At 66.0% G+C, this 24,172-nt stretch carries 19 protein-coding genes; 10 read left to right on the top strand and 9 right to left on the bottom strand.

The annotated features are described in order from the left end of the window. Positions 1-105 precede the first annotated feature (105 nt). A complete protein-coding gene (locus IE116_RS24565; RefSeq protein ID WP_189616385.1) occupies positions 106-831 on the top strand; it encodes a hypothetical protein in 726 nt (241 codons plus the stop codon). A gap of 164 nt (positions 832-995) precedes the next feature. Continuing rightward, positions 996-1,886, top strand: a complete 891-nt coding sequence (locus IE116_RS24560; RefSeq protein ID WP_189616384.1) for a dienelactone hydrolase family protein — start codon at positions 996-998, stop codon at positions 1,884-1,886. Between the two features lie 181 nt (positions 1,887-2,067). On the opposite strand, the gene IE116_RS24555 is transcribed toward IE116_RS24560, so the two are convergent. Then, on the bottom strand, positions 2,068-3,234 hold the full coding sequence (locus tag IE116_RS24555; RefSeq protein ID WP_189616382.1) for a mandelate racemase/muconate lactonizing enzyme family protein: 1,167 nt from the start codon (positions 3,232-3,234) through the stop codon (positions 2,068-2,070). 173 nt (positions 3,235-3,407) lie between these two features. Between IE116_RS24555 and IE116_RS24550 the strand changes: the two genes are divergently transcribed. The 4 genes from IE116_RS24550 to IE116_RS24535 all read left to right on the top strand — a co-directional run bounded on the left by IE116_RS24550 (position 3,408) and on the right by IE116_RS24535 (position 8,077). Further along, positions 3,408-4,343 carry a LysR substrate-binding domain-containing protein gene (locus IE116_RS24550; protein ID WP_308428271.1) on the top strand — a complete coding sequence of 312 codons (936 nt, stop codon included), beginning with the start codon at positions 3,408-3,410 and terminating at the stop codon, positions 4,341-4,343. Between the two features lie 148 nt (positions 4,344-4,491). After that, on the top strand, positions 4,492-6,021 hold the full coding sequence (locus IE116_RS24545) for an ATPase domain-containing protein (protein WP_189616380.1): 1,530 nt from the start codon (positions 4,492-4,494) through the stop codon (positions 6,019-6,021). Then, on the top strand, positions 6,021-7,859 hold the full coding sequence (locus tag IE116_RS24540) for a PAS domain-containing hybrid sensor histidine kinase/response regulator family protein (RefSeq protein ID WP_189616378.1): 1,839 nt from the start codon (positions 6,021-6,023) through the stop codon (positions 7,857-7,859). Before IE116_RS24545 ends, IE116_RS24540 begins: the two co-directional genes overlap by 1 nt. Then, entirely contained in the window at positions 7,829-8,077 is a 249-nt protein-coding gene (locus IE116_RS24535; RefSeq protein WP_229828887.1) for a response regulator, read from the top strand. The genes IE116_RS24540 and IE116_RS24535 overlap by 31 nt, the downstream gene beginning before the upstream one ends. Before the next feature lie 40 nt (positions 8,078-8,117). On the opposite strand, the gene IE116_RS24530 is transcribed toward IE116_RS24535, so the two are convergent. The 4 genes from IE116_RS24530 to IE116_RS24515 all read right to left on the bottom strand — a co-directional run bounded on the left by IE116_RS24530 (position 8,118) and on the right by IE116_RS24515 (position 15,105). After that, positions 8,118-8,636 carry a hypothetical protein gene (locus tag IE116_RS24530; protein ID WP_189616374.1) on the bottom strand — a complete coding sequence of 173 codons (519 nt, stop codon included), beginning with the start codon at positions 8,634-8,636 and terminating at the stop codon, positions 8,118-8,120. Between the two features lie 97 nt (positions 8,637-8,733). Then, positions 8,734-11,052, bottom strand: a complete 2,319-nt coding sequence (locus IE116_RS24525) for a hypothetical protein (RefSeq protein ID WP_189616372.1) — start codon at positions 11,050-11,052, stop codon at positions 8,734-8,736. 116 nt (positions 11,053-11,168) lie between these two features. Further along, the gene (locus IE116_RS24520) at positions 11,169-13,640 is read right to left on the bottom strand and encodes a PAS domain-containing protein (protein WP_189616371.1); all 2,472 of its coding nucleotides are present in this window, start codon (positions 13,638-13,640) and stop codon (positions 11,169-11,171) included. Positions 13,641-13,812: 172 nt separating this feature from the next. Then, the gene (locus IE116_RS24515) at positions 13,813-15,105 is read right to left on the bottom strand and encodes an MFS transporter (RefSeq protein ID WP_189616370.1); all 1,293 of its coding nucleotides are present in this window, start codon (positions 15,103-15,105) and stop codon (positions 13,813-13,815) included. Positions 15,106-15,212: 107 nt separating this feature from the next. Between IE116_RS24515 and IE116_RS24510 the strand changes: the two genes are divergently transcribed. Beyond that, complete coding sequence (locus tag IE116_RS24510) at positions 15,213-16,121, top strand: LysR substrate-binding domain-containing protein (RefSeq protein ID WP_229828885.1); 909 nt, start codon at positions 15,213-15,215, stop codon at positions 16,119-16,121. 39 nt (positions 16,122-16,160) lie between these two features. On the opposite strand, the gene IE116_RS24505 is transcribed toward IE116_RS24510, so the two are convergent. The 3 genes from IE116_RS24505 to IE116_RS24495 form a co-directional block, all read right to left on the bottom strand. Further along, positions 16,161-16,916, bottom strand: coding sequence for an SDR family oxidoreductase (locus IE116_RS24505; protein WP_189616369.1), 756 nt, complete (start codon positions 16,914-16,916; stop codon positions 16,161-16,163). Then, entirely contained in the window at positions 16,907-19,207 is a 2,301-nt protein-coding gene (locus IE116_RS24500; protein WP_189616368.1) for an ATP-dependent DNA helicase, read from the bottom strand. Before IE116_RS24500 ends, IE116_RS24505 begins: the two co-directional genes overlap by 10 nt. Positions 19,208-19,290: 83 nt before the next feature. Further along, on the bottom strand, positions 19,291-19,863 hold the full coding sequence (locus tag IE116_RS24495) for a UbiX family flavin prenyltransferase (protein ID WP_179590154.1): 573 nt from the start codon (positions 19,861-19,863) through the stop codon (positions 19,291-19,293). A gap of 319 nt (positions 19,864-20,182) precedes the next feature. On the opposite strand from IE116_RS24495, the gene IE116_RS24490 reads away from it, so the two are divergent. The 3 genes from IE116_RS24490 to IE116_RS24480 are packed head-to-tail and all read left to right on the top strand — an operon-like array spanning position 20,183 to position 23,882. Beyond that, positions 20,183-20,641, top strand: coding sequence for a (2Fe-2S)-binding protein (locus tag IE116_RS24490; RefSeq protein ID WP_229828915.1), 459 nt, complete (start codon positions 20,183-20,185; stop codon positions 20,639-20,641). A 9-nt stretch (positions 20,642-20,650) separates the two neighbouring features. Beyond that, on the top strand, positions 20,651-21,622 hold the full coding sequence (locus IE116_RS24485; RefSeq protein ID WP_189616365.1) for an FAD binding domain-containing protein: 972 nt from the start codon (positions 20,651-20,653) through the stop codon (positions 21,620-21,622). Between the two features lie 25 nt (positions 21,623-21,647). After that, the gene (locus IE116_RS24480) at positions 21,648-23,882 is read left to right on the top strand and encodes a xanthine dehydrogenase family protein molybdopterin-binding subunit (RefSeq protein WP_189616363.1); all 2,235 of its coding nucleotides are present in this window, start codon (positions 21,648-21,650) and stop codon (positions 23,880-23,882) included. 42 nt (positions 23,883-23,924) lie between these two features. Here the strand turns inward: IE116_RS24480 and IE116_RS24475 are convergent, their stop codons facing one another. Beyond that, complete coding sequence (locus IE116_RS24475; RefSeq protein WP_189616360.1) at positions 23,925-24,128, bottom strand: hypothetical protein; 204 nt, start codon at positions 24,126-24,128, stop codon at positions 23,925-23,927. Between the last annotated feature and the right edge of the window lie 44 nt (positions 24,129-24,172).

The following is a 24,172-nucleotide window of genomic DNA, read 5'->3' as shown; positions in this document are numbered from 1 at the left end:
GCTTCGTCAGAAGTGGGCACACTCTAGCATGGGGACCCCGCCCGCCGCGGGGCTACAATTCCTGCTTCTCTCCCGATCGCGCCAGCCCGGCGCCGCGCTGCCTGCATGCCTGAAGTCACCCTGGGGAAATCCCACGCGCGCCGCCTGCGCGAGATGTACCGCTCGGCGGGCTGGCCCTGCCAGGACATCGTCGAAATCGAATTGCTGGCCGCCGGTCTGCTCGAACGGGTCGTGAGCCGCGATGCCCCGGAAACCGTGCGTGTCACCGACGCCGGCATCGCCATGATCGCCGCGCAGGCCGTCCGCAATCGCAGCGCCATGTCGTCCCATGAAGCCCTGGTCGAACTGATCGCGCGCGACATGCTGCGTGCCGGCCGCATCGCGTGGCGCGGCATCAGCTTGCGTGCCCAGGTGCCGGGCGCTACGCCCGAAGCGCCGCCGGTGTGGTGTATCGCCAAGCCCGATGTCTTCTCGATCCGCAACACGACGGTCGAGACCTATGTCGAACCGGTGGTGCACGAGATCAAGGTGCGCCGCGCCGACCTGCTGGGCGACCTGAAGATCGCTGCCAAGCGCGGCGCCTACTGCGACCTGGGCGAGTGCTGGTACGTACTCGGCAATGACGCGAAGGGGCGGCCGATTGGCGACCCTTCGGAAGTCCCGCCCGAATGCGGCGTGATCCTCATGGAAGGCGATCAGCCTGTCGTGGCCCGGCGCGCGCCCAAACCCCGGCGCACCGCCCTGCCCTTTGGTGTGTGGATGTCGCTGGCCAAGGCCACGCCCGTGCGCGGTCTGGATGAAGGCGTGCAAGGGCTGCTGGCGCCGCTGTGATGGGCTCATCCATTTGAAACGCTTTGAGAAAGCGGTAGAGGGATTCGGTCTTTCGGTCTATTGTCGGCGGCGGAACGGGTGGGCCGCGATTGCCAGCTGCGCGTTGCAGCACCGGTCGCCCGATGACGTCAACCGCAGACTCCCTGCCTTTTCAGGAACGCACCATGGAACTCAAGACAGCCAAGGATTTCGACCAGGAACTGCTCATTCTGTTTGATGCCTATGTGCACGGCGCGATAGACCGCCGCGGTTTTCTCAGCAAGGCGCAGAAGTTTGCGGTGGGCGGCATGACGGCCGGGATGCTGCTGACGGCCCTGAGCCCCAAGTTCGCCGAGGCCCAGCAGATCCGTCCGGACGATCATCGCATCCGCACCCAGAAAGTGGACTACCCGTCGCCCAACGGCACCGGCACCGTCAAGGCCTACGTGGCCTGGCCAGCGCAAGCCAGTGGCCCGCTGCCGGCCGTGCTGGTGATCCATGAGAACCGCGGCCTGAACCCCCATATCGAAGACATCGCGCGCCGCTTGGCGCTCGACGGCTACCTGGCGTTTGCGCCGGATGCCCTGACGACCCTGGGCGGCTATCCCGGTGACGAAGACAAGGCCCGCGAACTGTTCGCCAAGCTCGACCAGACCAAAGCCACCGAAGACTTCGTGGCGGCGGCCAACTTCCTGCGCAGCTACCAGAACACCAACGGCAAGGTCGGCGCGGTCGGCTTCTGCTATGGCGGCGGCATGGTGCAGACCCTGGCCACGCGCCTGCCCGACCTGAACGCCGCGGTCCCTTTCTACGGCAACGTGCCGGCCGCCGAAGGCGCCGCCAAGGTGAAGACGCCGCTGCTGATGCACTTTGCCGCGGTCGACGAACGGATCAATGCATCGTGGCCCACGTACGCCGCCGCGCTGGACGCGGCCGGTGTGAAGTACACCGCCTTCCAGTACCCGGGCACGCAGCACGGCTTCAACAACGACACGACGCCGCGCTTTGACGCGGAGGCCGCCAAGCTGGCCTGGTCGCGCACGATCGCGTTCTTCGATACGCACCTGAAGGGATAAGGAAGGCGTGGCAGCGGAAGGCGCCACGCGGCGCTTCCAGCCTGCCTTGTCCGGGAATACAAAAGCGCCAGTCCGCAACACCGGGACTGGCGCTTTTCATTCGCCGGCGATCAGGGAAGACTGAGATGCGATGCCTGCATGCCTACGCAAGACATCGACTTACCCCATCAGCGTGCCAACATCAGCTCGCCAGCGCCTTCATCTCGGCATACAGGTCGGCCTTGCCTTCGAAGCCGATGCCCGGCAGTTCCGGCAGCGTGACATAGCTGTCCACCACCTTCACGCCGTCGGGGAAGCCGCCGTAGGGCTGGAACAGATCCGGGTAGGACTCGTTGCCGCCCAGGCCGAGGCCGGCCGCGATCGCAAGCGACATCTGGTGCCCGCCATGCGGCACACAGCGCGAGGGCGACCAGCCATGTTCCTTCAACATATCCAGCGTGCGCAGGTATTCGACCAGGCCATAGCTCAACGCGCAGTCGAACTGCAGATAGTCGCGATCAGGACGCATGCCGCCATACCGGATCAGGTTGCGCGCATCCTGCATCGAGAACAGGTTTTCACCCGTCGCCATCGACCCGGCATAGTGCGGCGCGAGTTCGGCCTGCAGCGCGTAGTCCAGCGGATCGCCCGCTTCTTCGTACCAGAACAGGTCGTAGTCGGACAGCGCCTTGGCGTACTCGACTGCGGTCTTCAGGTCGAAGCGGCCGTTGGCATCCACCGCCAGTTTCTGGCCCGGGCCGAGCAGACGCAGCACGGCTTCAATGCGCTTGCGGTCTTCGGACAGCGATGCGCCGCCGATCTTTTTCTTGACCACCGAATAGCCGCGGTCCAGGTAGCTGCGCATTTCGCGCTCCAGGCCTTCGATGCCCTGGCCGGGCCAGTAGTAGCCGCCGGCGGCATACACGTACACCTTGCGATTGGCTTCGCCGTTGCCATACCGTTCGGCCAGCAGCTGGTACAGCGGCTTGCCTTCGATCTTGGCGACGGCATCCCACACGGCCATGTCGATCGTGCCCACGGCCACGGACCGTTCACCATGGCCGCCCGGCTTTTCGTCGGTCATCATGGTGGCCCAGATCTTGTGCGGATCCAGGTTGTCGCGTTCGTCGTCGAGCAGGCTGGCCGGATCGGCTTCCAGGATGCGCGGCAGGAACCGCTCGCGCATCAACGAGCCCTGACCATAACGGCCGTTGGAGTTGAACCCGTAACCGATCACCGGCTTGCCATCGCGGATCACATCGGTGACCACCGCGACCAGGCTCAGGGTCATCTTCGAGAAGTTGATGTAGGCGTTCCGGATGTCCGACTTGATCGGCTTGGTGGCTTCGCGGATATCGACGATTTTCATGGTGGCGTCCTGCTGGAAAGAGCGCGCCGCAGGCAGATTGCACGGCAGCGCTCGGTGTATAAGTACTGCGCCGGGTCGCATCGACACCGTCAGAAGCAGTGCACGCATCTTCGCGCGCCCTGCCGGATGCGTCCAATGCCCGTTTTCTCTGCCTTTATGCCGTCAAAGCATCGATGATGAATTTCACGTGGTTGAACGATTTCCTGACGCTGGCGGCCAGCGGCAACTTTTCGCGCGCTGCGCGCGACTGCCACATGACGCAGCCCGCGTTCAGCCGCCGCATCCGCGCCCTCGAAACCTGGCTGGGCGTCGACCTGTTCGACCGCAGCACCCATCCGGTCACGCTGACCGACGCCGGCGAGTGGTTTCGCGGCGTGGCCGAAGAGATCACCGCGCGCGTTGCGCGGGTGCCCGACGAAGCGCGGGCCGTGGCCGACGCCAGTTCCTCCACGCTGCGTTTTGTCGCCACCCACGCGCTATCGCTGACCTTCCTGCCCACGTGGTTGCGCGGACTCGAATCGCATGCACCCATTGGTCCGATCCAGCTGGTGTCGGACGTCATGCCGCAATGCGAGTCGCTGATGCTGCAGGGCCGCGCGCAATTCATGCTGTGCCACGCCCATCCGCATCTGCCGGTGCGGTTGCCCGATGCCGACTTCACGAGTACCGAAGTCGGCACCGATGTCCTGATGCCGGTCGTGGCCGCCACCGCGCAAGGCAAGCCGCGGCACACCCTGTCGCGCCGCAGCCGCGCACGGGTACCCTTGCTGGCCTATACCCCGGAATCCGGCCTGGGACGCATCGTGCGCGATCAGCGGCAGGCGGCGCTGGACGCGGCTGGCGCCGAACCCGTCTTCACGGCGCATCTGGCAACCGTGCTCAAGTCGATGGCGCTTGATGGCCGTGGCATCGCCTGGCTGCCGCAAAGCCTGATGCAGGAAGAACTGGCCGCCGGCCGGCTGGTGGATGCCGGCGGTGCGGAGTGGCATTTGCCCATCGGCATCCGCCTGTTTCGGCACCGCGCGGCAGGGGCGGCAGCTGCCGAAGCGTTCTGGCGCGCCGTCGTGGCGCGCGCCGCTACGCGTGCGGCGGGGGCTGTGTTTCGGTGAGCCACCCGCCCGCTTCCGGTTAACTCAACAGTAAGACAAGGTGACATAACGCAACACGACGTGTATCTGTTCATGACAGCAAAAGTGCTCTGGCACAATGCCATGTGGAGAGCGTCCGCTCTCATTTGCCCGAGCGCGCCCGTCACGTATGCCCCCGATCTTCTCCTTCCACAACACCGCCCCGCAACCGACCACCACGCCGAGACTGTCGACCGGCATTGCTGGCCTGGATACGGTGCTTCGGGGCGGCCTTACGCCTAACCGCCTGTACCTGCTTGAAGGCACGCCGGGGACGGGCAAGACCACGGTGGCGCTGCAGTTCCTGCGGGCGGGCGTGGCGCGCGGTGACCGCTGCCTGTACATCACGCTGTCCGAGACGCAACAGGAATTGGTGGCTGCCGCCGCGACGCACGACTGGTCGCTCGATGGCATCGACGTGTATGAACTGGTGAATGAGGCGGGCCTGGACCTGGACTCGGGGCAGTCCATCCTGCACCCGGCCGACATGGAGTTGAACGAGACGACGCGCAACGTCATGGCGCGGGTTGAAGAACTGGGCCCCGCCCTGATCGTGTTCGACAGCCTCTCTGAAATGCGGCTGCTGGCCCAGAGCCCGCTGCGCTACCGCCGGCAGATCCTTGCGCTCAAGCATTTCTTTGCCAATCGGGAGTGCACGGTCTTGCTGCTGGACGACAAGACGTCCGAGCCCGGCGATCTGCAGTTGCACAGCATCGCGCATGGCGTCATGAGCCTGGACCAGTACGTGCAGGAGTTCGGGCCGGAACGGCGGCGCGTGCGCGTCATCAAGATGCGGGGCATCCAGTTCGATGGCGGCTACCACGACATCCGGCTGCAACGCGGCGGCATGATCGTCTACCCACGGCTGGTCGCAGCGGAGCATCACAACAATTTCGTGTCCGATCCGCTGTCCACCGGCGTGCCCGCGCTGGACGATCTGATCGGCGGCGGCCTCGTCCCTGGCACCAACACGCTATTGAGCGGGCCGTCGGGCGCCGGCAAGACCACGACCGCCATCCGCTGCGTCCTGACGGCCCTGGAACGTGGCGGCCGGGTCGTGTATTACCTGTTCGACGAGGGCGTCGGCACCCTGCTGACACGATCCAGGTTGCTGGGCATGGACCTGCAGCCCTATCTCGACAGCGGCGCGCTCGAAATGCGGCAGGTCGATCCGGCCGAGTTGTCGCCGGGCGAATTCTCTTCGGCCGTGCGCCATGCGGTGGAAACCGACGGCGCGAAGATGCTGGTCATCGACAGCCTGAATGCCTACATCCAGGCCATGCCCGGCGAACGTTTCCTCATGCTGCACATGCATGAACTGCTGGCCTACCTAAACCAGCGCGGCGTGACGACGATCCTGATCCTGGGCCAGCATGGCTTCATCGGCGAGATCCGGTCCGACATCGACCTCAGCTATCTGAGCGATGCGGTATTGCTGTTCCGTTTTTTCGAAGCACAAGGCGAGATCCTGACCGCCATCTCGGCGCTCAAGAGTCGTACCAGCGCGCATGGCCGGATGATCCGCGAATTCCGCGTCGCGCCGGGCACCGGTATCCGTATCGGGGAAGCCCTGACCGACTTCGAGGGCGTCCTGTCGGGCGTGCCGACCTACCGCGGCACGGTCGCCCTGCTCGATCCCGATATTTCCGACAACAATTGATGCAGCAGGAAGAACTCGCGCTGATCCTGGCGCCGCGCGGCCGTGATGCCGCGGTCGTGGCGCAGGTCGTGGAACAGGTGCACATTGGCGCCCGGATCTGCGTCGACCTGGCCGAACTGATGCGCGAACTATCGGCCGGCGCAGGCTGCGCGCTGATCGCAGAAGAAGCGCTGACGCCCGAAGGCATCGCCGTGGTGTCCGGATGGCTGTCGCAGCAGCCGGCCTGGTCCGACTTCCCGTTCATTGTCCTGTCGTCGACCGATAGGGCACGCGCGCGCCGCAATTCCGCCGGCGCACTCGATCCGCTGGGCAACCTGCTGATTCTGGAACGGCCCCTGCATGCCAAAACGCTGTGCCACGCGGTGCTCTCCAGCCTGCGCGGGCGGCGGCGCCAGTACGTTGCGCGCGCGCAGCTGATCGAGCGGCTCGAAGCCGAACGCAATCTGCGTCTGGCGCTCAAGGCAGGTCGGCTGGGCGCCTGGCGCATCCGGCTGTCCGACATGAAGCTGTTCGCGTCCGACGACTGCAAGGCCGACTTCGGCCGCCAGCCGCACGAGTCCTTTGCCTATGACGAGCTGATCGGCGCCGTGCACGACCAGGCGCGTGCGTCGCTGGAAGCGGCCGTGGAACTGGCGCGTGGAGAAAGCACTGACTTTGACTGCGCGTGCCTGATTTCCTGGCCCGATGGGTCGGCGCACTGGATCGAGATGCGTGGCCGCGCCGTGCTGGACGAGCAGGGCAACGTCGAGAGCATTGCCGGGGTCACGCAAGACGTGACCGAGCGCCGCCTGGCCGAGCAGGCCTTGCAGACCAGCCGCGGCGAACTGCATGACCTGAACGAGTCGCTGGAGCGGCGGATCCTGGAGCGCACGCACGAACTGGCGCGCGCCAACGATCGCCTGACCACCGAAGTCGCAGAACGCGAACGCAGCCAGTCGGCACTGGTGCAATTGCAGAAGATGGAAGCCGTCGGTCAGCTGACCGGCGGCATTGCACATGACTTCAACAACCTGCTCAATTCGATTGTTGGCAACGTCGACCTGATCCGCATCAAGGCCAAAGACGAGCAGGTGCTGCGTTATGCCGAGAACGCCAAGCGGGCGGTGGCGCGCGGCGCCAAGCTGACGGCGCAACTGCTGGCCTTTGCGCGCGGACAGAACCTGGATCTGCGGCCGACCAACGTGCCCGCGCTGATCGAGGGCATGAGCGACCTGATGACCACGGCATTGGGATCACGCGTTCCGATGCGCACGCAGTTCGACCCCGACCTGCCCCCGGCCAAGGCCGACCAGAACCAGCTCGAACTGGCCATCCTGAACCTGGTGATCAACGCGCGCGACGCCATGCCGCAAGGCGGATCGCTGGAAGTGCGTGCCGAAGCGCGCACGGCGGAAGGCGGCGATCTGCTGCCCGGCCGCTACGTCGTGATCACGGTACGCGATTCCGGCACTGGCATCCCGCCGGAACTGATCACCAAGGTATTCGATCCGTTCTTTACGACCAAGCCTGTCGGCAAGGGCACCGGCCTGGGACTGAGCCAGGTGTATGGCATTGCGCGCCAGTCGGGCGGGATCGCCCGGATCCTGAGCGAGCGCAACCGGGGCACGTCGGTCGAAATCTGGCTGCCGAGCGCGGCCGACGAATCCGTCGAGGCAAGCGACAACCGCGCGGATACCTCGGGCTCGGCGCCCGCCGCCAAGGTCCTGGTGATCGACGACGACGCCGACGTGCGCGCCTTGATCGTCGAGTCCCTGCAGGTGCTGGGCTACACGTGCTGCAGGCGGAATCGGGCCAGATCGGCCTGGACATGCTGCGCGCCGAAGTGCCCGACCTGTTGATGGTGGACTTTGCGATGCCCGGCATGAATGGCGCCGAGGTGATCGTGGAAGCCCGCAAGGACTTCCCTGCCCTGCCGGTGGTGATGGCGACCGGCTATGCCGAGTTGCCGATGCCGTCGGGCGCCATCGGTGCGCACCGCGTGCTGCAGAAGCCCTTCAGCCTGCAGCAGCTGGGCGCCATCGTGGCGGACAGCCTGATGGCGCCGCCAGCGGCCTAGGCGGCGGCGCGGCGGCGCTTCGTGTTGTCGACCTTCCCGCCTACTGCCCCGGCTTGCGGTAGTCGTTGGCGATCCACGCCGTCGCGCTGGTCATGTTCAGCTTGAACGTGGGGGACGTGCGGACGCTGGCCAGGGTGTCGCCGTATTCATCCACGGCCGCCAGCGTGGCGTAGGGGTCGTACTCGTCGGGCACGATATCGAGCATGACGGTCACGCGGCCGGTGTCGGTGTTGACGGTGATCTGCTTGTGCATCTGCGCGTGCAACTGCTGTTCGTGCCGGCGCAGCACTTCGGCCGCCGTCTTGACCAGGGTGTTGAAGGCCGATGTATCGAGCGGCTTGGGGTTCTTCTTGTCGCGGCCCATGGTCCACGGGCCGACCAGTGCAGGCTCGACTTCGCCTGACTTGGTCATCGCAACGGCCCAGCCATCGTCGTCTTCATTCTTGATGACACGCGCGGTCCAGCCCACGTCGCGCCACAGGCGCGCTTCATGGATCGGCGCTTCACCTTCGGCGCTGTCGTCCTCGTCCAGATCGGGCGATTCGGGAATATCGGTCATGAACTGCTCACTTCGTCGTTGATTCTCGCAGCCCGCATTGTAAGTGCGCCCGCCTTGCACGGCGGGCGCGGGCAGGACAGCGTTGTCCCGGTGGGGATCAGGAGGCGGTGGCGGGGGCGACGGGGGCTGCGGGTGCAGGTGCGGGTGCAGGTGCAGGTGCGGGTGCAGGTGCAGGCGCTGCGGGCGCGACCGCCGCACCGGTACCCGTCGTCGCGCCGCGGGCCGCCGGCGTCACCACCACCGGCACGGGTTCCGGCGTGCTCTGATGCCGCATCGATACCGGCAGCACGCCATTCAGAAAGTCCAGCCGCCAGGCCAGCGCCAGCGCCACGATCAGCGCCAGCACGCCCGCGATTGCATAGGCCTTGCCATGCCGGTCGGCAAACGGATCGTTGAAGCGGTGCGCCGCGTTGCGTGGCACATGCGCCGTCTGCGACAAGGACCCGCCCAGCTTCACATTGATCCGCATGCGCCCGTTGATCGCCCAGCCGCTGGCATCCAGGATCGGGCCCAGGCTGCGCTGCCGCAGTTTCAGCCAGGCGATCAGCACGCTCGGCCCGGAAATGGCCACCAGAATGCCGATCACCGCCACGGGTATCCAGCCCCCCAGGTCGACAAACTTGCCGAAGATGCCGACTGCCACTGCACTGATGCTGCCCAGCGCCACCCCCAGGGCAGCTACGGTGCCGACATCGACCTTGGTGCCGAACCCCAAGGGCGCGGGCGGCGTGGCCGGCGTGGCGGCGGGCTTGGTCTTGTCGGCCGTGGCCACGTCAGCGGCCAGCGCGCCCAGGTGCTTCTGCGCCGCCGCGTCACTGGCGGCCGCGCGCTTGGCCACCTGCTCTTCGATCATGCGCAGGAATTTCTTGTACGGTGAAAAGATGGCCTGGCCAATGCTGGTCGGATTTTCGATCAGCTTGGTGATGGTGGCGTCCCAGTCCTTGCCGTCCCGGTCATAGAAAATGCCGTTGCGGCCCACGAACAGAAAGTCCACATCGCCCGCCGTAAAGGCCGCCACGATGGTCTTCTTCTGACCCTGGCGCGTGCAGGTGCAATAGGCCAGGCAGGCCTTGGCCAGCCCGGCCAGTTGCGCATGTTTGGCCGCATCGGCCACGTCCACCGTCAGCTCGCAGCTGCGTGCGTCCAGGTACAGCGTGCCGGCCTGGAAGATGGCGCCCTTGCGGCGATAGAACTCGCTGAAGGACACGAAATTGTTCAGCAGATGCAGCAGGTCGCGCTTGAAGCGCAGCAGCTTTTCCAGGTCGCCGATGCGCGCGTTGTGCGGGCCCATCCGGGCGTCTTGCTCGATCAGCGACAGCACGGCGGCCTGGGCGTCGGCATCGATACGCATGATGTCGGCCAGGCTCAGCGCGTCCAGGCGCGTCTCGGGCCGCGTGGCGGTCCAGGTCACATAGGGTTCGAGCCGGTCGACCAGCGCGCGCCAGGCCGTCTCGGTCAACCCGTCGACCGACTCGCCCAGCATCGGCGCGACCGCCTTTTCCTTGAGCGTGCTCAATTTTGAGTACCACGCGGGGTTGAGCTCGCCCGACAGCGGCAGCGGGCGTCCCGGATGGACCGGTGCCAGCGGCAGGTCGGCCACCTCGGGTGACGACAGCGACAAGGCCTGGGCGCCCAGATGCTGATAGGTTTCGATCGACGGGTTCAGCGCCTGCACCGCGCGCGCGTCGTAGGCCGCCAGCCGGCAGCGCGTGAAATAATCGTCGATCTTGGCGCGCACCGCGGCCACGGCGTCGGCCGCGGCCTTGGTCGCGTCGCCCAGCGGCATGACGGTGTCGTCGCCACTGACGGCGCCATGCCAGGTGCGCAGTTTGTCGACCTGCGCAAAAAACGCCTCGGCCATCGCCTTGTCCACGCCGATCACGTCGCTGTAGTCCTTGACCCCGCCCTGCGTATCCAGGATCTGCTGGATCGTCTTCTGCACGTCCGGATCGTCCGACGTCTTGACGGTCACGACACCATCGCCATTGAAGCGCATGGCCGCGAGCAGCTTGCTGCGGTCGGTCACATCGGCCAGGTTGATGGGTTCGCCGTCGGCGCGGCCCAGCAGATCGGCAATGCGGCGCGCTTCTTCCGCCAGTTGCGGACCGTCGGTGCCGTCGTTGGCCAGGGCGTCGATGGGCAGACTGTCGCCGCCCTCTGCCAGGATCTCGGGGTCCTTGACCTGGGCCACCGCCCATTTGCATGCCGCCAGGATTTCAGGCGGACGGATGCGGCCATCCTTGTCCGTATCGATCAGGTCCAGCGTGCGCGAATCGAACTCGATGCCACGCGTCGGGCAGGCCAGCGCCACCCACAGTTTCTGATCCAGTTCTTCAAGGTGCGCGATATCGGCGCCCGACCGGATCAGCACCTGATCCACGCCACCCGCCCGGAAAAATTGCCACGTATGTTTCATGCGTTCTGGGTTTCCTCCACAAAGAAAAAGGGCTGCGTGGTGTGCGCAACCCTTGATCCTCCATCGTGATCGTCGCGGGTGTCCCGCGAGGTCTCAACTGTAAACCGAAACCGCGATCAAAGACGTTGCGGAGTGCTTCGAACCGCGTTGGCCAAGGCCTGCGACAGCTGCTCGATGGCATATGGCTTTTGCAGCAGGTCAAAGCCGTAACTGCCATGCTGCGCCAGGACGGCGCTGTAGCCCGACGTCAGCAGCACCGGCAGGAAAGGATGCCGCGCGCGGATGAGCTTGGCCAGCTCAATGCCGTTCATGCCGGGCATCAGCACGTCTGAAAACACCACGTCGAAATCGTCGGGCCGGTCCTGCAGCAGGGCCAGGGCATCCTCGGCGCGGGTGGACAGCGTCGGGCGGTAGCCCAGCTCGACCAGCGCCGTGATGCACGACGTGCCCACCTCGGCATTGTCTTCGACCACCAGCACACGGGTGTCATGCCCGTCGGCAAGCGCTTCGGTCAGGGCGGGCGCGACGCGGCCGGCGTCGGCTTGCGCTTCTGCCGCCACGCGGGGCAGGTACAGCGTGAAGGTCGCGCCTTCACCCTCCCGGCTGGTCGCGATGATTTCCCCGCCCGACTGTTTCGCAAATCCGAACACTTGCGACAGCCCCAGGCCAGTCCCCTTGCCCACTTCCTTGGTCGTGTAGAAGGGCTCGAAGATCGTGTCCAGGCTGTCGGCCGCAATGCCGGATCCCGTGTCCGCGATCGACACCGCCACGAACTGCCCGGCAAGCCGTGTGTGCAGACGCACGGCCGGAATGGCGTTGCACGGGGCCACGCGGATCACGATCTGCCCGTTGCCTTCGATGGCGTCGCGGGCATTCACGGCCATGTTGACGAGCGCCGTGTCGAACTGGTTGGGATCGACAAACACATGGCAGGGCGTGTCCGACAGCTCAACGATCACCCGTATCCGCCCACCCGCAAGGGTCTCGAGCATGTCGGCCAGGGATCGGACACTGTCGCACGCCGAAAAGACCGTCGGCTTGAGCGCCTGGCGCCGCGAAAAGGCCAGGAGCTGGCCGGTCAGGCGCGATGCCCGGTCCACGGTTTCGGAGATCGCGTCGATGAATCGCGCGCGCCGGTCGGCAGGCAGATCGGGCCGCTTGAGCAGGTCGCTGGACGACTTGATGACCGTCAGCAGATTGTTGAAATCGTGGGCGACGCCGCCGGTCAGCTGGCCGACCGCTTCCAGCTTTTGCGCCTGGCGCAGCGCGGTATGCGTCGACTCCAGTTCGATCTGCGAGCGGATCCTGTCGGTGACGTCGTGGCCGAAATAGAAGCCGCCGATGACCGCGTCCGACTCGTCGCGCAGCGGCGTGAACAAGAGCTCGTAACTGCGCTGCGTGTGCGCTGCCAGGCCGAGCTCCATCGCCATGCTGAAGGACTCGCCGGCCAGTGTCCGGGTCATGGCGTCGTGCAAGGGCGCGGCCTGGTCAGCCGGGAAGCCGTCCGGCACCGGTTGCCCGACTTCCGGCACCGCGCCGACCCACTGCAGGCAGGCGTCGGCATAGGCCGGGTTGAACGCCACATACCGGCGCGTCGCATCAAAAATGCAGATCAGCGACGTGCTGGCTTCGACCACGTCGCTGTACAGGCGCAGCTTGCGTGTGCGCTCCGCCACCTGATCCTCGAGCGTCGCGTTCAGGTCGCGCAGGCGGGCCTCGCTGTCGCGCTGCGCCGCCTCGGCCTCCTTGCGGTCCGTGATGTCCGAGGCCGCGCCCAACCAAGCGGTGATGACCCCGTCGTTATCGATCAGCGGCACGGCGCGCACCTGCGCCCACCCCACCCTGCCATCGACACGCCGCACCGGATGCTCGATGGCATAGGTCGACTGCGTCCGGATCGCCCGTTCGATCTCGGCACGCACCGCATCCTGCCCGTCGGGCGGAATGTAATCGTTCAGCCAGTTGTCGTTGTTGGCGCCCGTGTCGGGAATGAAGTCGCCTCCCTTCAGTTCGTGCAAGCGTTGCCAGTCCGCACTGATCAGGAAGCGCACTTCGGACGATGACCGGACCAGGGCATCAAGGCGCTGTTCGCTTTCGCGCAGCGCGCGCAAGGCTTCGACGTGTTCCGTCGTTTCCTGCGCGATGCACATCACCCCGGCCGCGTGGCCGGTGTCGTCACTGAGCCGCGACAGCGAAAAGCTCCACCATGTCTGAGCCGGTCCTTCGTGCCGCTCAAGAAGAATGGGCACATCCTTGAAGCGCTGGGGGCGGCCTGCCCGTGCGTCATCCACCGGACCGTTCAGCGTAGGCCAGACCCCGGGCAACGCGACCTGCAAGGGGCGGCCGAGCACGGCCCCCGGGTCACGGCCCAGCAGGGGCGTAAAGGCGTCATTCGGGATCAGTATCAGGGCATCGCCCCAGGCGACGCACATGGCCTGCGGCGAGGCAAGAATGAGGTCGAGCGCATGGCGCAGTGCAGGAGGCCAGGTGTCTCGTGGCCCGAGGGGCGTGGCCGCCCAGTCATGGGCGTCAATCCACGCCGCGGCGGTGCCATTGGCCGACGGCGATGTCGATGGTGTGCTGTGCATCGATGGGGCCGTTCTAGGACGGAGAAGGGATGACACCGCTGAGTTTACGTCGGTCTTTGCCGGGGCAGGACGGATGAGCCAGCCGGCCTCGGGTCGCCTGCTTCCGGCGGCGTGCTCCAGCCGGCGTACTTCAGCCGGCGTACTTCAGCCGGCGTACTTCAGCCGGCGTACTTCAGCCCGCCTGCTTCCGCAGCCGCCACGCCGCACCCACGCCCGCCACCAGCAACACCACGATCATGGCCACCACCCCCGGCCAGCCGCGCCACGTCCAGAACACGCCGCCGAGCGACCCTAGCACGCTCGACCCCAGGTAGTAGGTGAACAGATACAGCGACGCCGCCTGCGCCCGCCCGACCGGGGCCTGCGCGCTGACCCAGGCACTGGCCACCGCGTGGGTGCCAAAAAAACCGATGGTCATCAGCGCGATGCCCAGGACCACCGCCCACACCGCCCCGGCGCAGGTCAGCAATGCGCCGATCAACATGACGCCGAAGGTAATCGGCAACATGCGCGGCCGGCCCACCCGCTGCGACACCGATCCCATGCAGGCCGAGCTGACCACGCCGCACAGATACACACTGAACACCAGGCCGATCTGCGTATGCGTCAGGGAAAACGGCGGGGCGGCCAGCTTGTAGCCCACGTAGTTGTACAGGGTCACGAAGCTGCCCATGAGCAGGAAGCTGATCACGAACAGCCAGCGCAGGGTGGCGCTGCGCAGGTGGCTGGCATAGGTCTGGAACAGCGGCGCAAAACGCAAGGGCCGCGCAACGAAATGGCGCGAGGCCGGCAGGCAACGCCACAGGATCGCGGCGCACACCAGGCCAATGAGCCCCATGCTGACCAGCGCCATCCGCCAGTCCGACAGGTCGGTGATCACACCAACCAGCAGCCGCCCGGCCATGCCGCCCAGGCCCGACCCCGCCACGTACAGCCCCATGGCCAGGCCCAGGGAACGGGGATGCATCTCTTCGGCCACATAGGCCATGGCCACTGCCGGCAAGCCGCTGAGCGCGATGCCCAAAAGCGCGCGCGCCACCAGAAAGGATTCCCAATGGTGCAGCGACGCGCTGACCAGGGTCAGCATCGACGACAGCAGCAACGCCCCGACCATCATGGGCTTGCGGCCCCAGGTCTCTGACAGCGCGCCTGCGATCAGGATCGAGACGGCCAGAAAAGCGGTTGTCAGTGACAACGACAGGCTGGCGCCGGTGGCGCCGACATGGAAGGTGTCCGACAGCACCGGCATGAGCGGCTGCACACAATACAGCAAGGCAAACGTGGCAAGCCCCGACGCAAAGATGGCGCAATTGGTGCGGATAAAGGCGGCCGTGCCGTGCTCGATCCGGGGCGCGGATGAAACGTCTTCCGCTCGGCAATGCCTTGCTGCCGTGCCTGCGACCGGCGCACCTGCTGCTGCCTCCCGAGCCCCCACCACCCCTGCACCCACCTGTTGCGCGTTCATTCCTGGCCTGTCCGGTGCTACCGGCATACGTGATCGACACCGATATCGTGCGCCGTGGCGCCATCTACGTCTAATATCGTTTCATTCAAGATTGATACACGATAGGTATGATGGATCTGCGCCGCATTCGCTACTTTGTCGTTCTGGCCGAGACCCTGCATTTCGGCCGCGCCGCCGTGCGCCTGAACATGTCGCAGCCGCCGCTGAGCCACCAGATCCGCGTACTGGAAGAGGAACTGGGCGCCCGGCTGTTCGAGCGCAGCAACCGCCATGTGGACCTGACACCCGCGGGCCAGGCCCTGTTGCCCGAAGCCCGCGCGCTGCTCGCGCAGGCCGACCGCGCGGCCAGCATCGTGGCCCGGGTGCAACGTGGCGAAATCGGTGAACTGCGGGTGGGCTTTACCAGCGGCGCCGCGCTGACCCAGGTCATTCCGCAGCTGATCCTGGCCTATCGCCAGCGGCTGCCGGGCGTGCACCTGCGGATCGAAGAACTGACGACGCAGGAACAACTGACGGCCATGCTGGAACGGCGGCTCGACATCGCCTTCATCCGGGGCACCGAAGCGCCCGACCTGCCGGACTTTCTGCACGCCACGCGCCTGTTCCAGGATGCGCTGGTCGCCGCCCTGCCCCCGCAGCATCCGCGCGCCGACAGCCTGCGTCCGTTTTCCGTCAGTGCACTGAACGACGAAGCGTTCGTGATGTATCCCAGCGACGGCGGCACCGGCGTCTATCTGCAGATCATGGCGCTATGCCAGCGGGCCGGCTTTGCGCCGCGTGTGGTGCAGGAAGCGCGCACGGCGGCAACGATCGTCGGGCTGGTGGCATCGGGGCTGGGCATCGCGCTCGTGCCCGAATCGTTCCGCAGCATTGAAGCCAGCGGGGTGACCTTCCGGCCGCTGCGCGAGCCGGAAGCCAAGTCGGCCATGTGGCTGATCTCGCGCACCGGCAAGGACGTGTCCATGCAGGAACGCGCCTTTCACGAGATCGCGGGAGTGGGACGGCGCGGGAAGTGACCGGCCGGGCCGGTCACCTGCGCAGCGGGTCCGGAAGGCTCAGAACGCGTGGCGGTACATCCCGCCATCGACCGGAATGACCGTCCCGTTCACATAGCTTGCCAGGGGCGATCCCAGAAAGATCGCCAGGTTGGCCAGCTCCTCGGATTCGCCAAAGCGCCCTGCCGGAATCTCTTCCTGCGCAAAGGCCAGTTCGTCTTCCAGGGTCGGATAGCGCTTCTTGATCTGTTCACTGCGGATCCGGCCGGGCTGGATGCAGTTGACCGTGACGCCGTCGGCCGCCACCAGCCGCGACAGGCCCTTGGCCCAGATATGCACGGCGGCCTTCGCGCTGAACGCGGCGTTCAAGCCGCGCGGTTCCGACGTGCCGGTGATGTTGATGATGCGCCCGTACTTGCGCGCTCGCATCTCGGGCACGACGGCGTGCGTCAGCTCGCGCAGGCGGAAGAAATTGAGCGTCATGCCCTCCATCCACTGTTCGCGGGTGGCGTCGAAGTCGATCGGCCGGCTCCCGCCGCCGGCATTCATCAGGATGTCGATGGGACCCAGCGCGGCACGCGCATCCGCATGGATACGGTCGGCCGCGTCGTCCGCATACAGGTCCGCTTCGATGATGTGCGGCGCCGGGCCGCCCGACGCCACGATGGCTGCCGACACCTCGTCCAGCAGCGGGCGCCGGCGCGCCACCAGCGCCACATGCGCGCCCTGCGCGCCCAGACCCAATGCGATCGCCCGCCCGATGCCCTGGCTCGCGCCCGTCACCAGCGCCGTCTTTCCGGCCATGCCTACGTCCATGTCTTCTCCTTGGGGGAATGGTCCTGCGTCCGGACCTGCCACCATGCGGGCAGCAGGTCGCGCACTTCGGCCCGGGCAAACCGATCGTCGATCAGATAGACCACGCCGGTGTCGGTCTGGGTACGGATCACCCGGCCCGCCGCCTGCACGACTTTCTGCAGGCCCGGATACAGATAGATGGTGTCATAGCCCGACTTGCCCAGCGCGTCCACCCGCGCCCGCATCTGCTGGTTCACGTCGTTGATCTGCGGCAGGCCCAGCGTGGCGATGAAAGCGCCAATCAAGCGGCTGCCCGGCAGGTCCACGCCTTCGGAAAACGAGCCGCCCAGCACCGCGAACCCGATGCCGCGCGAGTCGGGCGCAAAGCGCGCCAGAAAGCCGGTCTGCGCCGCTTCGTCCATGCCGCGCGATTGCGACCACACCTCGATATCGGGATGCCGCGACTGGAACAGCGCCAGCACCTTCTGCAGATAGTCGAAGCTGCTGAAGAAGGCCAGGTAGTTGCCCGGACGTTCGTGATACTGCCGGGCCATGAGGGTCACGATGGGGTCGAGCGAGCGGTCCCGATGCTGATAGCGGGTCGATATGTTCCCCACCACCTGCACCGACAACTGCTCGGCCACGAAGGGCGAGGCCACGTCGATCCACGGCGTGGCCTTGGGCAGCCCCAGCGTTTCCTGATAGAAGTGATGGGGGCTGAGCGTGGCCGAGAACAAGGCCGTGGACCGCGCTGCCGCAAAACGCGGCGCCAGGAAACTGGCCGGCACCACATTGCGCAGGTTCATGACCGACGTGGGCGCCTTCGGTTGCGCCGAGACAGGTTCGATCAGCGTGATGTCGAACAGGGAATGCGCGCCGAAGCTGTCGGCAATCCGCTGAAAGCGCAGCGCATCGAAATAGAACTGCTGCAACGCTTCGTCCACCCCGGCCGGCCGCTCGGTCAGTTCTTCCCCCACCGCTGTGACGGCCTGCTGCAGGGCGATCAGCCACTTGGCCGGCACCGCGTCGTACGCCGTGTAGGTCTCGGTCTGCTCGCGGTTGACCTCGTTCCAGATGCGATTCAACTTTTCCAGCGGCTTCTTGAGCGTGGGCGGCGCGTACAGGCGAATGTCTTTCAGGCCTGCCTGGGACAGTTCCGCCGAATACATCTTGCGGCCGCGGTCGACCAGGTTGTGCGCTTCATCAACCAGCACACTGACTTTCCATTGGTTGGCCAGGGTCAGGCCGAACAGCATGGCGTTGCTGTCGTAGTAGTAGTTGTAATCGCCAATGATGACGTCGGCCCACCGCGCCAGGTCCTGGCTCAGGTAGTAGGGGCAGACCTCGTGCTGCAGGGCGATGTCACGCAGCGATTCGCGATCCAGCCGCGCAATCGACACCGCGTCGGCGCGGGCATCGGCCACCCGGTCGTAGAAGCCTTTGGCCAGCGGACAGGCCTCCCCATGGCAGGCCTTGTCCGGATGCTCGCAGGCCTTCTTGCGCGCCACCAGTTCCAGCACACGCAAAGGCGGTGCATCGTCGCTGCGGGCGATCAGGTCCAGGGCGTCCAGCGCCATGCTGCGCCCCGACGTCTTGGCCGTCAGGAAGAACACCTTGTCGATGCCTTGCGACGGGCAGGCCTTGAGCAGCGGGAACAGGGTGCCGACCGTCTTGCCAATGCCGGTGGGCGCCTGCGCCATGACGGCGCACCCCTGGCTGGCCGACCGGTACACCGCCTCGGCCAGCTGGCGTTGCCCCGGCCGGAAGTCGCCATGCGGAAAGGCCAGGGCCCCGCAGGCGGCGTCCCGCGCCTCGCGATGCATCACTTCCTGTTCCGACCAGCCGATGAATCGTTCGCACTGCAGTTCGAAGAAGGCTTTCAGGTCCTCGGCGCTGTGCGTCTCGACCAGCACCGTTTCTTCTTGCGTGCCGATGTCGAAGTACACCAGCGCGACGTCGATCGATGCCAGCCCGCGATCCTGGCACAGCAGCCAGCCGTACACCTTGGCCTGCGCCCAATGCAGCGCGCGGTGATTGGCCGGCATGCGGTCCAGGTGTCCGCGAAAGGTCTTGACCTCTTCGAGCTGGTTGGTCACGGGATCATAGCCATCGGCGCGGCCGCGCACCCGCAGGTGCTCGTAGGCGCCGGTCAGCGTGATCTCGGACTCGTAGTGATCCGGCCGCCGGGAAGCGACCAGCGTGTGCCCGGCCACGCCTTCCTGTGCGGAAGGCGAGGGGGTGAAGCGCACATCCAGATCCCCCGCCTTGGCGGTGAATTCGCACAGTGCGCGCACGGCGACGACATAATCCAAAACCGACCCTCGATGCATGAGCGCGCGCGGCAACAGCGCCCCGCGGCAGCCCCGATTGTACTGGATGGATGAACAGGTGCCGGTCAGTCCTCGTCGGACTCTTTCCACCGTTTGACGCGGTGGGTTTCGATGCCGAACAGATCGAGCGCGCGTCCGACCGTCTGGGTGACCATGTCGTCCAGCGTCTTGGGGCGGTGATAGAAGGCGGGCACCGGCGGCATGATGATGGCACCGCTGCGCGTGGCCTGGTCCATCAGCGCAATGTGGCCGGCGTGCAGCGGTGTTTCGCGCAGCATCAGCACCACGCGCCGGCGCTCTTTCAGACAGACGTCGGCCGCCCGCACGATCAGTTCGTCGGCATAGCAGTTGGCGATGCCGCTCAGCGTCTTGATCGAACACGGCGCGACCAGCATGCCTTCTGTCTTGAACGAACCGCTGGCGACCGACGCACCGATGTCCTTGAAGCTGTGGACTTCGTGCGCCAGGCTGCGCACGTACTCGGCCGTGTAGTCGGTCTCTTCAACGATGGTGCGGGCCGCCGATGGCGACATGATCAGGTGCGATTCGACGGTGCCCAGCGACTTGAGCATTTCGAGTGTGCGGATACCGTAGATCACGCCAGAGGCGCCGGTAATACCTACGATTAGGCGGTTCATCCAAAGCTCCGGGCAGGCATTCAGTCAACCCACGGAGTTGACCACAATGTGACGCGTCACGCGATGCTTCCTTCAGCTCATCGGGCGCGCTTCTTGCTGAATGGTCGGGACTCCTGCGCCGGTGTGTCTCCCCGCGCGCGCGCCACGATCCTGCAGGGATCGCGCCATTCTTCAAGGACTCCCCATGACGCTAGACCATCGCGCGGACGACGCTGCCGCCCTTGCCCCGAACGCCGCCGCGCAAGCTGCCGCAGGCACGCCATTCCAGGACGACGCGACTGCCGTGGCCGATACGGACCGCAACCCCGAGGCGATCTCCATGATGCCCGTGGCTTTCACGGTCAACGGCACCGATTGCGACCTCGATCTTGACTCGCGCACCACCCTGCTGGAAGCGCTGCGGGATCACCTGTTTTTGACCGGGACCAAGAAGGGCTGCGACCATGGCCAGTGCGGCGCCTGTACGGTGCTTGTCGATGGCCGCCGGATCAACAGCTGCCTGAGCCTGGCCGCCGTGCACGATGGCGACGCCATCACCACGATCGAAGGCCTTGGCACCCCGGACGCCCTGCATCCCATGCAGCAGGCCTTCGTGGACCATGACGGCTATCAATGTGGCTACTGCACGTCCGGACAGATCATGTCGGGCGTCGCGCTCATGAAAGAGCCCTGCGGCGCTTCGGATGCCGACGTCAAGGAAGCCATGAGCGGCAACATCTGCCGCTGCGGCGCCTACACCAACATCGTGGCGGCCATCCAGCACGTCCGCAAAGCCTGAGGAGCCGCCATGCATCCCTTCCAACTCAGCCGTGCAAGCTCCGTGGAGCAAGCCATTGCCTCGGGCGCCCGCTACCTGGCCGGCGGCACCACGCTGGTCGACCTGATGAAGCTCGATGTCGAGACACCGTCGCAACTGATCGACATCAACCAGTTGCCATTGGCAACCATCGGCGAGACTCCCGACGGCGGGCTGCGGATCGGCGCGACCGTGCGCAACAGCGACCTGGCGCATGACGAACGCATCAAGCGCGATTACGCCGTGCTGTCCGAAGCCCTGCTGGCCGGCGCATCGGCGCAGCTGCGCAACAAGGCCACCACCGCCGGCAACCTGCTGCAACGCACCCGCTGCGTGTACTTCCGCGATCCGGTCATGGCCTGCAACAAGCGCGAGCCGGGTTCGGGCTGTTCAGCCATCGACGGGTACAACCGCAACCTGGCCATTCTGGGCACCAGCTCGCATTGCATCGCGTCGAATCCATCGGACATGAACGTCGCCCTGATGGCGCTTGACGCGATCGTCCACATCCAGGGACAAGGCGGCGAACGCGAGGTGCCGCTCGATGATTTCTTCGTGCTGCCGGGGGACACGCCGCACATCGAACACGTGCTGCAACCGGGCGAGCTGATCACGCACGTCACGCTGCCCCGGCCCGTGGCTGGCGCGCGGTCCTTGTACCTGAAGCTGCGCGATCGGGCGTCGTACGAATTTGCACTGGCATCGACCGCCATCGTCGCCAGCACCGATCAGGGCGCGATCAAGGACATCCGCATTGCCATGGGCGGCGTGGGCGCCATTCCATGGCGGCTGCCCGAAGTCGAAGACTTCCTGGCTGGCAAGCCCGCCACGCTGGCCAGCTTTTCCGAAGCCGCCGCACTGGCGATGGAAGATGCGCGCCCGCAGAGCGAGAACGGCTTCAAGGTCGAACTTGGCAAACGCTGCCTGATCAACGCACTCATTACCGCGACGCAGCCTGCCTGAACGGCGCGAACAAGGACACCCATCCATGACGACCGCAACTTCCCCCCGCAGTCCCCTGATCGGCGCCGCGCTCAGCCGCGTTGAAGGTCCCCTGAAAGTCAGCGGCACGGCGCAGTACACGTCCGACCATCACTTTGACGGCATGCTCGTTGGCGTCCCGGTCACAGCCACGATCGCCACCGGACGGGTGAGCCAGATCGACAGCAGCATCGCCCAAGGCATGCCGGGCGTGCACACCATTTTCACGACCGACAACATCGGCCCGCTGTACCGGGTGTCGCCGGCCAGCGGCGCGTCGATTGACGAATACCGTCCGCCGCTCAGCGATGACAAGGTCACCTACTACGGCCAATACGTCGCGTTGGTGGTAGCCGATACCTTCGAGCATGCCACCGCCGCGGCGCGTGCCGTCAAGGTGAGCTATGACGAGGAACAGCCCGACGTCAGCCTGGAGCTCACCCCCGACGACGAGCCCAGCGTGGACACCGAACGGGGCGACCCCGAGGCCGTCTTTGCCGCAGGCGACGTCACGCTGGACGCGGTCTACACCACGCCGCCGGAAACGCACAACCCCATCGAACTGCATGCGTCGGTGGCCGTGTTCGACGGCACCCGCTACACGCTGTATGAGACCACGCAAGCCATCATGAACCACCAGGCCGTCATGGTGCAGATGCTGGGGGTCGAACCCGAAAACGTGCGGGTCGTGACGGAATATCTGGGGTCGGGCTTTGGCGGCAAGCTGTGGCCCTGGACGCATTCGGTGCTGGCGGCCGCGGCGGCGCGCCAGCTGCGCCGTCCGGTCAAGATCGAGATCACGCGCAAGATGATGTTCCAGACCGTGGGCCATCGCACCAATACCCAGCAGCGCATGCGCCTGTCGGCGACGAAAGACGGCAAGCTGACCTCCTTGCAGCACGACTACGTGTTCCATGTGTCGCGCCTGGACAAGAGCAAGGAGAACTGCGGCGAGGCGACCGGCTATTTCTACAGCGTGCCCAACCTGCGTGCGACCGCCGCATTCGCCCGCCGCGACATCGCGCCCAACACGTCCATGCGCGGCCCGGGCGCGGTGCCCGGCCTGTACGCGCTGGAATCGGCCATGGACGAAATGGCGATCAAGCTCAATCTTGATCCTGTTCAATTTCGACTGATGAACGAACCCGAGATCGACGAGGGCAAGGGTGTGCCCTTCTCGACCCGTCACTACACGGAATGCCTGACCCGCGGCGCAAAGTCCTTTGGCTGGGCCGAACGCACGCCCGAGGTCGGTTCCATGCGGCGCGACGGCATGATCGTTGGCTGGGGCATGGCGGGCGCATCGTGGATGGCCAAGCGGCTTGCCGCCGAAAGCACGGTGACCTTCCTGGGGGATGGCCGCGTACGCGTGGCCTGCGCCACGCAAGACATCGGCACCGGAACGTACACCGTGCTGGCGCAGATGGTGGCCGACATGACCGGCATGGACATTGCCGACATTCACGTGCAGATCGGCGACAGCGCGTTGCCCGCGGGGCCGATGTCGGGCGGGTCCATGGCCACCGGTTCGCTGGTGCCTTCGGTCTCGAAAAGCGCCAAGGCCGCGATCGAGAATCTGCTGAGCCTGGCCAGCAAGGGCGAGCACTCGCCGCTGTCCGGTGTCGATGCCGATCAGCTGGCGTTTACCGGCGGATGGGTGCACCGCAAGGACCAGCCCGCGCAGCAGGGCTTGCGCTTTGAAGACCTGCTGGCCAAAGAGAACGTGGCCTTCGTATCCGGCGACGGCAGCTCGGAGCCGAGCAGCAAGGACAAGGACGACGACAAGCGGTCCATCCATTCGTACGGCGCGCATTTTGTTGAAGTGACCTGGCAGCCCGAGATTGCGCGCCTACGCGTGAACCGCGTGCTGACCGTGATCGATGCGGGCAAGATCATCAACCCGCGCACCGGCCGCAACCAGATCGAAGGCGCGGTGATCATGGGGGTCGGGATGGCGTTGTTCGAGCAGACCCATTACGACCGCCGCAATGGTGCGCCCATCAACAGCAACCTGGCCGACTACGTGATGACGACGCATGCCGATGCGCCGACCATCGATGTGGAATTCCTGGATTTTCCCGACCTGGCGCTGAACGAAATCGGCGCACGGGGCATCGGCGAGATCGGGTTGGCGGGTTTTGCGGCGGCGGTGACCGCGGCGGTCTACCACGCAACCGGTGTCCGGGTGCGCGACCTGCCGGTCAAGATCGAAGACCTGCTGGCTTCCACAGTGACCCACTGAGGCCGGCCCGCGGCCGCGTTGCAGCGTGCAGGAAAGCCCGCGTCAGCAATCGCTGCGTTTGGCTTTCGTGCACAGGCCGCGGCCGCTATCGGGCATGCAATCGCGCTTGTCCTGATGCCCCATCGGGCAACGCGGCGCCGGCGTCACGGACTTGCGCTCGTCGATCGCCACGCAGGCGCCCGTGCCAGCGGCCAGCAGCAGCACGCCGGCCAAGCCGAAGCTTGCCTTTATCCACCCGTGCTTCATCCTTCACCCCCTACAATCGATCCGGGAATCTAGCACGGGCGATG

The sequence above is a fragment of the Pigmentiphaga litoralis genome (genome assembly GCF_014651835.1).
Taxonomy (GTDB): domain Bacteria; phylum Pseudomonadota; class Gammaproteobacteria; order Burkholderiales; family Burkholderiaceae_B; genus Pigmentiphaga; species Pigmentiphaga litoralis.
Note: the sequence above shows the minus strand (reverse complement) of the source record. Positions and strands in the feature narration are given on the sequence as shown.